Raw genomic sequence first — 12,290 nt, 5'->3', positions numbered from 1 at the left:
TTGATTATGTTTAAAATTTCAGCGGCGACTTCCGCAACCGGACGTTGGCTTGTTTCTTCCGTATTTGCCGCAGCTGTATTAGCTCCGGCGGTGCCAGCTGCGCTGCCGGAGGGGATTGCCGCTTTATTGCCCGCTGAACCGACGGCTTGGGCGGCTTCCATGGGATCGGTTGATTCCGGCGCCCAGCTGAATCAGGCACGGGAGTATATGGAGCGGCAGCGGGTGGCCCAGCAATTGGAAGAAGACCAGGAACGGCAGAAGGCAAAGGTGGAAACGGAAACCCAGAAACTGGAGCAAAGCGCTGCCCAGGTCACCTTTACACTGACGCGGGTGGATACGGATCCCTCGGAAATTTTGACGGAAGCAGAGATTAAAGCCGTGACAGATCCTTATGTGGGGAAGACCGCTTCCCTGCAGGATCTGTACGATATGACGGCGGCGATCAATAAATTATACGAGGCAAAGGGCTATGCCGTGTGCCGGGCCTATCTGCCGCCCCAGCGCATCCATGAAGGCGCTGTGCAGATCAGACTGCTGGAGGGCAAGACCGGCAACGTGACGGTAAACGGCCTGCGCTTTACCCGGCAGGGATATGTGACCCACCGCATCCATCTGGAACCGGGCAAGGTGGCCAATACAGACACTCTGAACGATGAACTGCAGCGTTTTAATGCTACCAACGATGTGCAACTGCGCATCCTGGTGCACGCCGGGGAAAAACCGGGGACTACGGATTATGAGATTGCGGCCTTTGAACCGAAAAATAATCATCAGATATCCCTGTATGTGGACAATAACGGATACGAAACGTCAGGACGCTGGCGGGAAGGCGTATTCTATACCATGCGCAGCGTCACCGGTCAGCGGGATGCCCTGCGGATGAACTACCTGCGCAGCAAGGGTACCAATATTTTCGGTGCCAATTACTCCATACCGGTGAATAACCTGGGCACTATGCTGGACTTTGATTACGGCACTAATACGACAAAGCTTGTCAAAGGTAATCTGGCAGAAACGGCAGGGGTAAAGGGCCATTCCTATGTAGCCGGCATCACCCTGCGGCATCCCCTGCGGGTAGACGAAAAACGCCGCTACGAGGTGGGGCTCCAGTATCTGCACCAGAAATCCCAGACGGATATCGGCACCAAATCTGACAGCTATGTAAAATGGGTAAACGATACGCGGAATACCTACATTCCCTACATTTCCTTCACCCACTACGGCAAGAGCAGCGTGTTATACCACAAACACAGCCTGGCCTTTACCGGCTATAACAATTTATACGATACCGGCGACAACTATACGGCCTACCGGCTGGATTCTGTGTACCAGAAACGGCTGGGGGGAGGCCAGATGCTGTTAGGGCGCCTGAACGCACAGGTGGCTAGCGAAAAGAAGAACATGTCCACTTCCGACTATTTCTATATCGGCGGGGCCAACAGCGTGCGGGGCTATGAAGAAAGCTTCCTGGGCGGCAACCAGGGCTTCAGCGCCAGCCTTACCTGGCAGGCGCCTATAGATAAAAAACAAATCTGGAATGCTTTTACCTTTGTAGATTATGGCCGGGTCTTTGGCGATGAGCGGACGGTAGTGGATCACACCCTGGTATCCACGGGCCTGGGGATCACAGCCAGCTACAAGAACCTGTATTCCAGCCTGACTTTGGGTATTCCGCTGAAGCGGGATTTCAAGAGCCAGACGGAAAAGGTTGACAAGACGCGGATCCATTTTAACTGTTCCGTGACATTCTGATACGGGGGACGCAAAGATGAACAAGATATATAAAATCGTCTGGAATAAAACGAAAAACTGTTATGTGGTAGCAAGCGAGTTGGCGAAGTCTCATACAAAGGGCAGCGGTATGCGTAGCAGTCGCATGAGGGTTGCCCGCGTTTTGGGCGCGCTGCTTCTGAGCGCATACCTTGTGAGCGGCTTCGGCGCGCAGGCGGCATGGGCTGATGAGGCCGGAGTGGCAGGAAGTAATGTAACGCGTACGGGCGCCAATGCATCTGCCTGGGGGAACAATACACAGGCAGGAAGCTCCAATGCAACAGCCTGGGGATTAAAAGCAAACGCCGGCGGAGCCAATGCGACCGCCTGGGGCAACAATACTGTCGCAAACGGAATCAATGCGACCGTCTGGGGTATAGATTCAAAAGCCATCGGTGCTGCTGCAACGGCTTTTGGCGATTCTTCCGTAGCAAATGGCATTAATTCATTGGCGGCGTTAGGCGGTATTACTGCAGAAGGCGCTACCGGTTCCGTGGCGATTGGTGATGGGGCCAAGGCCAATCTGGCCCATTCCATAGCCCTGGGAAACGGCTCGGTGGCCAACCGGCTGGCAGGCGTAGGGGGCTACCGTCCGGACGGAACCGTTGCTGCCGGCGTGGCCTGGGTCGCTACGGCCAATGCCATTTCTGTAGGCGCGTCCGCTACTGACAGCAATACCGCTACCGTTACCCGCCAGATTACAGGCGTGGCGGCAGGCACATACGACACCGATGCAGTGAACGTGGCGCAGTTAAAAGCCCTGAAAGATGCGATAGGAGCCGGAGGTGGAGGCGGCGCAACATATACCGCAGGCGACGGAATTGCCGTTTCGGATAAAAACACTCTCAGCGTGAAAAACGGCAGCGGCCTGGACTTCGATAAGGACGGAAAGCTGCAGGTAAATACAGGCAGTGATCTGGCGCTGGATGCCGATGGTAAGTTGCAGGTGACGAAGAACGGGACGGTGGCAGCCGACAACACAGGCATTGTGAGCGGTGGTACGGTGTACAGTGCAGTAGTGAAAAAGGCTGACAAGGCGAATACATTGGAAGGTTACGGGATCTCGGATGCTTTTACCAAGACGGAGACTCAATCTGCCATTGATGCAGCGGCAGCGAAAAAGGCCGACAAAGCCACCACGCTGAAAGGATATGGCATTGCGGATGCCTATACGAAAGAGGAAACCAACAGTACTATCACTGCGGCAGTAGCAGGCAAAGCAGACCGGGCCACTACGCTGAAAGGGTATGGCATAACGGATGCCTATACACAGGCCCAGACCAATGAGGCTATCAAAACAGCGGCAGAGACAAAGGCGGACAAAGCCACCACGTTGCAAGGGTATGGGATAACCGACGCCTACACAAAGACGGAAGCAAACGATACCTTTGCCACAAAAGCTGCAGTGGAAGGCAAGGCAGACAAGGCGAATACCCTGGCGGGTTATGGTATTTCTGATGCCTACACCAGGACCGCAACGGACAGTGCCATTAAAACTGCAACAGAAGGAAAAGCTGATAAAGCTGCTACGCTGGAAGGCTACGGCATTACGGATGCTTATACGCAGACTCAGACCAATGAGGCCATCAAAGCGGCGGCAGAGACAAAGGCGGACAAGGCCGCCACGCTGAAAGGGTATGGCATTACGGACGCCTATACGAAAGAGGAAACCAACAGGACTGTCACTGCTGCAGTAGCAGGTAAGGCAGACAGAGCCACGACGCTGGAAGGGTATGGCATTACAGACGCTTATACGAAGACGGAAACGGACAATACATTTGCCACAAAAGCTGCGGTGGAAACTAAAGCTGACAAAGCCACGACGCTGGAAGGGTATGGGATAACTGACGCCTATACGAAGAAGGAAGCAGACGATACATTTGCCACGAAGGCCTCTTTAAATAATAAAGCGGACAAAGCGACCACTCTGGCAGGCTACGGTATTACGGATGCTTATACAAAGACAGAAACAGACGATACATTTGCAACGAAGTCGTCTTTAAATAATAAGGCGGACAAAGCGACCACCCTGGCGGGCTACGGCATTACCAACGCCTATACCAAGACGGAAACAACTTCTGTTATCAATCAAGCCATAGCTGTTAAGGCAGATAAGGCTACAACTTTGTCGGGTTACGGAATTACCGATGCGTATACCAAGACGGAAGCGGATGCAGCCCATGCAGCCCTGTCCGAACGTATTGGTACAATCAGGGAAGACGGCATCATCATTGAAGCGGGGAAGAATATTTCAGAAAACCTGACTAAGATTGACACGGCGTTAAAGAGCGAGATGGGGAAAGTACAGGAGCTGGTGGCCGGTAAAGCGAATACCGACGCCGGCAACGTAGGTGTTAATGCAGCTACCGATAATTCTGCGGTCTGGGGTGCAGCCCTGGGAACCGGAAAAATGGCTGCCGGTGATGACAGGCTGGTGACCGGTGGAACCATGTACAGCGAACTGCGCCCTTCTGATGGGCATTTTGTAAAACAGGCTAATACCACAGCTCAGAACCTGACTGCACTGGATAAGACACTGGGAGAAGTAAAGACGAGTTCGGATAATATTATAAAAACATTACAGGTTATAGAGATGGGAACCGATCTCAATTTTGACCTGATCGTTGATATTGCTGACGAAATTGGCCAGAAAACGAAGGAAATTGAAACCATTAAAAATATGGATGGGGCAGTGGCTTCTTCCGGTTCCAGCCAAGCGGATGAATTTGTCAGAGGCTCTACCGTATATCATGAAGTGCGTCCTGAGGACGGGAATTATGTAAAAAAAGCCAATACCACTGCGGAAAACCTGACAGCCCTGGATAAGCAGGTAAAGATCAATGAGGATAGTATTGAACTGAAAGCAAATGCGGCGGACGTATATGCAAAAACGGAAGCAGATGATAAATTCGCGCAAAAAGCTACGACTCTGGCAGGTTACGGCATTAGGGACGCTTATACGAAAACAGAAGTAGATAATGCGTTGGACGATAAAGCAGATAAGGCGGCCACGTTGGCAGGTTACGGCATTAGGGACGCTTATACGAAAACAGAAGTAGATAATGCGGTCAGCGGAAAAGCGGACAAGGCCTCCACACTGAAAGGCTATGGAATTACGGATGCCTATACGAAATCTGAAACGGTAACTGCCATCAAAACGGCAGTAGAAGGTAAAGCGGACAAGGCTGATACACTGGCCGGCTATGGAATAACGGATACCTACACAAAGACGGAGGTTGACGACACCTTTGCGACGAAGGCTTCTTTAAATAATAAGGCGGACAAAGCGACTACTCTGTCCGGTTATGGAATAACGGATGCCTACACAAAGACGGAGGCTGACGACAAGTTCCTGACAGAGGCTTCAATCCGTAACAAAGCAGACAAGGCCACGACACTGGAGGGTTACGGTATAACTGATGCGTACACGAAATCTGAAACTGCAAGTGCCATCAAAACGGCGGTGGAGGGCAAAGCGGATATGGCTGATACACTGTCCGGTTATGGTATTACAGATGCCTACACAAAGGCGGAGGCTGACGACAAGTTCCTGACAGAGGCCTCAATCCGTAACAAAGCAGACAAGGCCACGACGCTGGAGGGTTACGGTATTACGGATGCTTACACGAAGACCGAAGCAGACAGTGCCATCAATTCAGCAGTAGCGGGAAAAGCAGATAAGGCCACGACGCTGGAGGGTTACGGCATTACGGATGCTTACACGAAGACTGAGGCAGACAGTGCCATCAATTCAGCAGTAGCGGGAAAAGCAGATAAGGCCACGACGCTGGAGGGTTACGGTATTACGGATGCTTATACAAAGACTGCAACGGATAACGCCATCAACAAAGCGGTAGTTAACAAAGCAGACAAAGCATCTACACTGGAAGGTTACGGTATTACCGATGCCTACACGAAATCGGAAACGGCAGGTGCCATCAATACGGCAGTAGCGGGTAAAGCAGACAAAGCATCTACGCTGGAAGGTTACGGCATTACCGATGCCTACACGAAAGAAGCTGTGGATGCCGCCGATGTCGCATTGTCCGACCGCATTGGTACAATCGGCGAAAACGGACTCATCATCAGAACGGATAAAAATATTGCCGAAAACCTGACACTGATAGATCAAGCCCTGCAGGACCAGACCGGGATTGCCAGGGATGTTCTGGATAAGAAGGCTGATGCGGATGCGTCTAACGTTGGCAGAAACGCGAAAGATGCCAGCGGCAACGATGCGGATAATTCAGAGGCCTGGGGCAGCGCGCTGGGTACAGGCGCAGTGGAAAATGGGAACGGGAAGCTAATTACCGGTGCTGCGGTTTACAGCGAGGTGCGCCCGGCAGAAGACGGTGAATACGTGAAGAAAGAAAGCACAACGGCTGCCAATCTCGCGGCGCTGGATGTACAGGTGAAGAGCAATGCAGATGCAGTTGAGTTGAATGCAAAAAACATAGAGTCGAATACAACAAATATTAAGAACAATACCCAGGCCATTGCCACCAATGCAGACAATATTATTACCGCTCAGGAAACTGCAGATATGGCTATGACCGGTGTAGCAGTATTATTAGCAGGTACAGAATGGTCGATTGATGGTGTGATTGCCCTTGATGAGAAGGTTGATAAACTGGCTGATCAGGATGGCAAAATAATTGCGCAGGGCGAGCATGCGAATGAATTTGTCAAGGGTGTTACCGTATACGAGTACCTGAATGGCAGGCCCGGTGAAGAAGGGAGCCTGAAGTTAGGCGAAAACAGTACAAAGGTAGCCATTGGACAGGGCAGTTCTGCTACCGGTAATCAGTCAATAGCAATTGGCTTTGGCAATACAGTGACCGGGAGCAATAGCGGCGCTTTTGGCGATCCCAACGATGTGAGCGGTTCCGGAAGTTATGCTGTTGGTAACGACAATACAGTTTCCGGCAACAATACCTTTGTGCTGGGCAACAACGTAACTGCTGACGTAGACAACGCTGTGGTGCTGGGGAACAATTCTACTGCGGAGGCGGATGCGGTTTCCGTGGGATCCTCTGGCGGTGAGCGCCAGATTAAGCATGTTGCCCCCGGTACGGATGATACTGATGCAGCCACCGTCGGCCAGCTGCAGGCGGCCAGTCAGAATGCTTACAACAATGCAGTCTATCTCAACAACAGCATCAACCGGCTGGATAACCGCATCAACAAAGTGGGCGCAGGAGCGGCGGCCCTGGCGGCACTGCACCCGCTGGATATGGACGGCAAGTTTGGCATGGGCCTGGGCTACGGTAATTACCGGAACGCCAATGCCATGGCCATGGGCCTGTTCTATCAGCCCAAGGATAACCTGATGTTCAGCATCGGCGGCAGCATGGGCAATGGGGAGAACATGGTCAACGCAGGCGTCATCTTTGCGCTGGATAAGGGCAAGGGATTAGGTGCAAGCAAGGCGGCCATGGCGCGGAAGATTGCGGCGCAGGATGCGGAAATTGCAGCATTGAAAGAAGCACATCAGAAAGAAAGCGCGGCGCAGGATGAAAAGATTGCGGCGCAGGATGCAGAAATTGCAGCATTAAAAGAAGCGCTGGCGCGACTGGAAGCAAAGGTAGGAAAATAGAATATTAAAGTGGCGGTTGAGTTGGCAAATAAGCAACTTCACCGCCGCTTTATTTTAAAATCCCATAGCAGGCGTATGTTTACAGTATGAAACTATCTGGTCAACAGGTTATAAGCCCGTGCCTTTTTTCCTTCCTTCCTTCCTTACTTACTTACACCGCATCTTTTTCGTTCAGGCTGATGAACCGTGTGCAGTCCTTCCGGAAGAACAGGTCGATCTTTCCGGTGGGGCCGTTGCGGTGCTTGGCGACAATGAGCTCCGTCAGGTGGGTAGGCTCTTCCTCCGCGGCTTTGTAGTAGTCTTCCCGGTACAGGAACATGACGATGTCCGCGTCCTGCTCCAGGGAGCCGGACTCCCGCAGGTCGCTGAGCATGGGCCGCTTCACTTGGCGGTTTTCCACGCTGCGGCTTAACTGGGACAGGGCCAGCACCGGCGCCTCCAGTTCCCGGGCCAGCGCCTTCAGGCTCCGGCTGATTTCCGATACCTCGTGCTGGCGGTTCTCAGAACCGGAACGTCCCAGGGATACCTGCATCAGCTGCAGGTAATCGATGACGATCAGGTCCAGCCCCCCGGCCGCTTTCAGCCGCCGGGCTTTGGAGCGCAGCTCCCGGATGGAAAGGCCCGGGGTGTCGTCAATGAATATGTTCGAGGCGGCCAGATTGTCCGAAGCGGCCCAGCCGGTCCATGGCGGCGGATACAATATCCTGGATCGGTACAAAATCTGTTGCGCTTTTCCGGCAGTCTGCGTAGAATCTAAACCGGGTGAAAAGCATCCTAAAAAAGTGAATTTTAAAATGGCGACCGTTGCCGTCAGAGAATTCCTGTTTCATCCCGGCAGACAGACTTATGAAGATTTATTAAAAAATATAGCGAGATATATCTGTTCGGTTATTCCGGGCAGACGAGATGAACGTAAGATACGACCACCGACACTAATACCATTTACATATCGTATAGCCGCATAAGGCGGGGACGCCCCCGTCTGTTTGCTATGCCTAAAATACTCAAACTGTGTTTTCTTTATATAATTTTTCTGACATTTGACAATTTTATATGGATTCTATAAAAATTTTCCCTGTCGAAATAAAACTCGGCAGGGATTTTCTTATATATTGCGAACTCTTAACTGAATCATTTTTTAGACAAAAAGAAAAGCCCAACTTCGATTTTATCGAAATTGAGCTTAACTGAATTACATTGAGATTTTTCTGCGGCTGTTTTGTTATAATGAATTATAGATGTGATAGCACCTGTAAATTACGTTATAATAAAGAATAAAAGTAGAGATACGTGACATGGGAAATGGATTTAAAAATTATTCGGGAAGACGAACGAAAGGAGACAAAATGAAAGCAGACAAGATTATTAAAAATGCAAAAATTTTCACAGCTGACAAGGACAACCCGCTGGCAACCGCTCTTGCGGTGAAGGAAGGCAAATTCGTTTATGTGGGCGACGAGGCCGGTCTTTCGGAGTATGAGGGCGAGGTTACAGACCTGGGCGGAAAATTCATCATGCCAGGCATCCTTGACACCCATGTCCATGTCACCATGCCGGTCGGTTTCGAATACGCGGATATGGGGATGCGCCTTGAGTGCAACGGCAAACAGGAAGCGCTGGACATTATGTCAGACTATATTAAGAAGAATCCCGGTGAGGAGCGTTACAGATTTGTTTTGGAGAAAAGGTTCCTCCATGGAGACGATATCGTAAAGGAGGACCTTGATGCAATCTGTCCGGATGCCGAGATTTTAATTCAGGAAGCGGAAGGTCACAGCATCTGGGTGAACTCCAGGATCCTTGCTAAACACGGTATTACTGACGACACGCCGGATCCTGTGCCTGGACTTACTTATTATGTCAGGAAGGATGGTCATGTGACCGGAAATATGATTGAGGCCTCGACGGAAGTTCCCATCATTCTGGACAGCATGATGAAACTGACCGACGGGCAGGTTGACGCTCCTCTTAACCGCTGGATCGAGTTTTCGGTAAATGCCGGCGTAAGCTGCGTATTTGATGCCGGGCTGCCGGGAGATCCCGTGTTCCATGAGAAGATATACAAGCGTCTGTGCGAACTGGATGAGCTGGGAAAACTGCCTGTTTATATTGACGGCAGCTATGTGGTCATGTCGGCTCGCGATGCGGAGAAAGCCCTTAAGGAGCTGAAGCGTTTCCGGAGTGAGTACAACACAGAGCATGTTAAGGTTCATACCATGAAGATTATGATGGACGGGACCCAGAGGATCCATACCGCGGCTATGGTTACGCCTTATGTAGATGTCAACACACTGGGATCTACTGCCTTCTCTCCAGAGGAACTTGCAGATCTTTTAAAACAGCTCAATGAGGCGGGTCTGGATCTGCACTGTCACACTGTCGGCGAGCGTGCGTCCCGTGTTGTGCTGGACGGTGTGGAGCTGGCAAAAAAAGAGCTGGGAGATGACTTCCATGTGCGTGTCACCTGCGCTCATCTGGAGGTTCAGGACGATGCGGATTTGGACAGGTTTGCCAAGCTTGGCGTCATCGCAAACTTTACACCGTGGTGGCATGAGGGAGACACGAAGGAAGCGAGTTCCTGGCTTGGGGCGGAACGCGCCGCAAAGCAGTTCCGCTGCAAAACGATCTGGGACTCCGGCGCTCTTGTGACATGGTCCAGTGATAACATCGTCTTCGGGGATCTCGTACCTTGGAACCCGTACCTTGGCATGGAGATCGGAATGACCCGCATAGCTACCGAAAAGACCAGGCTTCCCGAATGGGCCAGGAGCACGGCGGTATTACCTCCTGCAGAGGAAAGGATGAACATAGAAGAGATGCTGCTGGGATACACGATCAACGGAGCAAAGCAGCTTGGCATCGAGGATAGAAAGGGTTCTATTACGACCGGCAAGGATGCCGACTATCTGGTATTCGACAATGATCTGCTTACCGCAGAGCATGAAGGATTCAGCCACAACATGCCGGCAGAGGTGTATTTTTCCGGAAAGAAAGTAAACTGATTGTTTGATTACGTCCGGTAGGCATCCATTATTTCAATTAAAACATGAAATCAAAGATTCGTATTTCAGATAATTTTACATACGGGAAATTGCTGCGGTTTACACTGCCATCCATTGTGATGAATATATTTCTCTCCCTGTACATTGTCGTGGATGGATTTTTTGTCGCTAATTTTGTGGGAAAGACGGAATTTGCGGCTGTCAATCTGGTCCTGCCTGTACTTAATATTATGGGAGAGATCGGCTATATGTTCGGTGTGGGCGGAAGCGCATTGATCGCCAAGACGATGGGGGAAAAAAATCAGGAACGGGCAAACAGGCTGTTTTCACTGATTGTACTGGTATCTTCCGGCTTGGGCTTTTTAATGATGGCGCCGGGATTTATCTTTATGCCCCAGATTACGTCCTGGCTTGGCGCAGAAGGAAGTCTTCTTGAAAACAGCGTGCTGTACGGACGGATCTTTATTCTGGCTCTGCCTGCATGGATATTGTCGTATGCGTTTCAGCTTTTCTTTGTCACTGCTGAAAAACCGCGGTTGGGACTTATGGTCACGGTATTCTCAGGACTGTGTAATATGATATTGGATGCGCTTTTTATTATCGGCTTTCAGTGGGGGCTCGCAGGCGCTGCGGCGGCCTCGGCGTTAGCCCAGATGGTGGGAGGTGTGTTCCCCCTTTTTTATTTCAGCCGAAAGAATAACAGCCTCCTGAAGCTGGTAAAGCCCGTATGGGATGCAAGGTCGATCATTAAATCCTGTACGAACGGATCCTCGGAATTCATGGCGGAAGCCGCTGCGTCTATGGTAGGGCTTATCTATAATATGCAGCTGCTTAAGTATGCGGGTGAAGACGGAGTCGTAATTTATGGCCAACTGATGTATGTCAGCCTGATTTTTTCAGCCATTTTTGTGGGTTATTCTAATGGGGTCGGGCCGGTGTTCAGCTATCATTACGGCGCACAGAATCATGGTGAACTTAAGAACCTGCGAAAAAGGAGCCTTGTGGTTATCGGAATTACATCCGTTGCGATGTTTTGTCTTTCGGAAGCGCTTGCTTATCCGTTTTCCATCTTATTTCTGCAGGATGCCATGCAACTGGTGCCAATTTCCGTACACGCATTCAGGATCATCTCTTTTTCATACTTCTTTTCAGGAATGGCTATTTTCAGCTCAGCCTTTTTTACAGCTCTGAACGACGGAAAGGTATCGGCATTGATATCTTTTTTACGGACCTTTGTCTTTGAACTTGGGGCTGTGCTTTTACTGCCGGTGTTGTTTGGCGTGGAAGGCATATGGTGTTCCGTTGTTATTGGCGATCTGATGGCGGCAGTTGTCGGAAGCCTGTTCATGGTTGGCCTGCGTAGAAAGTATCACTATTAACCAAAAAATTTCAATAGCGGTGGATATGGCGATCCTGAGTGAAGTAAATTCGTGTTTTGTTATAATGATGGCAGTGATACAAATCGGTGTTTGTGAGGTCCAATGTATGAAAGAAATAATACTGAGCGCAGACGGAGATAGTGTCTTATATCTGGTTCCGGACGCTGTTGCTGAAAACTTGGAAGAATATTGTCTGAAGTTTTGTTCTGACTGGCTTTGGAATAGTCCCGAAGCTAAAAAGTACAGAGTTGGAAATGCAGTATGTTATACAGAAGCAGATTTCATTGAGTATTTAAATACTTATGTTTTCCCGGACTGCGAATCAAAAATGATTAAAAATCTGGGGTGGACAGATTTGGGAGGAAACTTGCCTGAAGAATATAAGGATCGTCCTTACTATAATTTCTAAGCGACAGATTCCAATTTATCGGAGAAGAGCTATGGGAAAGTTAGTAACGCCTTTTGGTGAAATTGACATACTGATAGATGGGCGGCGGACACCTTATATAGTACAGGAAGGCAGTAAAATTGAAAATTTATGCC

At 50.3% G+C, this 12,290-nt stretch carries 5 protein-coding genes and 1 pseudogene; 5 read left to right on the top strand and 1 reads right to left on the bottom strand.

Annotated elements, in window-relative coordinates; translation table 11 throughout:
- Positions 1-6: 6 nt before the first annotated feature.
- Together ACZOWY_RS03120 and ACZOWY_RS03115 are read left to right on the top strand one after the other, a co-directional pair.
- Positions 7-1,752: a ShlB/FhaC/HecB family hemolysin secretion/activation protein gene (locus ACZOWY_RS03120; protein WP_484392800.1), complete on the top strand. Its 1,746-nt coding sequence runs from the start codon at positions 7-9 to the stop codon at positions 1,750-1,752.
- Positions 1,753-1,768: 16 nt separating this feature from the next.
- Positions 1,769-7,366 (top strand): ESPR-type extended signal peptide-containing protein, encoded by a 5,598-nt coding sequence (locus ACZOWY_RS03115; RefSeq protein WP_484392799.1) that lies wholly within the window; start codon positions 1,769-1,771, stop codon positions 7,364-7,366.
- Between the two features lie 151 nt (positions 7,367-7,517).
- Here the strand turns inward: ACZOWY_RS03115 and ACZOWY_RS03110 are convergent.
- Positions 7,518-8,036: pseudogene (locus ACZOWY_RS03110) on the bottom strand (DnaB-like helicase C-terminal domain-containing protein); the annotation flags it as partial.
- Between the two features lie 676 nt (positions 8,037-8,712).
- On the opposite strand from ACZOWY_RS03110, the gene ACZOWY_RS03105 reads away from it, so the two are divergent.
- From ACZOWY_RS03105 to ACZOWY_RS03095, 3 genes are all read left to right on the top strand, one after another.
- Complete coding sequence (locus ACZOWY_RS03105) at positions 8,713-10,368, top strand: amidohydrolase (protein ID WP_484392796.1); 1,656 nt, start codon at positions 8,713-8,715, stop codon at positions 10,366-10,368.
- A 44-nt stretch (positions 10,369-10,412) separates the two neighbouring features.
- On the top strand, positions 10,413-11,747 hold the full coding sequence (locus tag ACZOWY_RS03100) for an MATE family efflux transporter (protein WP_484392795.1): 1,335 nt from the start codon (positions 10,413-10,415) through the stop codon (positions 11,745-11,747).
- A gap of 106 nt (positions 11,748-11,853) precedes the next feature.
- Entirely contained in the window at positions 11,854-12,156 is a 303-nt protein-coding gene (locus ACZOWY_RS03095) for a hypothetical protein (protein WP_484392793.1), read from the top strand.
- The last annotated feature ends 134 nt before the right edge of the window (positions 12,157-12,290 follow it).

It is taken from the genome of Succiniclasticum sp., from assembly GCF_056977735.1.
Note: the sequence above shows the minus strand (reverse complement) of the source record. Positions and strands in the feature narration are given on the sequence as shown.

Excerpts from the sequence above, each read along its gene's own strand:
- ACZOWY_RS03120 (WP_484392800.1), top strand. The coding sequence starts at position 7 with ATGTTTAAAATTTCAGCGGCGACTTCCGCAACCGGACGTTGGCTTGTT.
- ACZOWY_RS03115 (WP_484392799.1), top strand. The coding sequence starts at position 1,769 with ATGAACAAGATATATAAAATCGTCTGGAATAAAACGAAAAACTGTTAT.
- ACZOWY_RS03105 (WP_484392796.1), top strand. The coding sequence starts at position 8,713 with ATGAAAGCAGACAAGATTATTAAAAATGCAAAAATTTTCACAGCTGAC.
- ACZOWY_RS03100 (WP_484392795.1), top strand. The coding sequence starts at position 10,413 with ATGAAATCAAAGATTCGTATTTCAGATAATTTTACATACGGGAAATTG.
- ACZOWY_RS03095 (WP_484392793.1), top strand. The coding sequence starts at position 11,854 with ATGAAAGAAATAATACTGAGCGCAGACGGAGATAGTGTCTTATATCTG.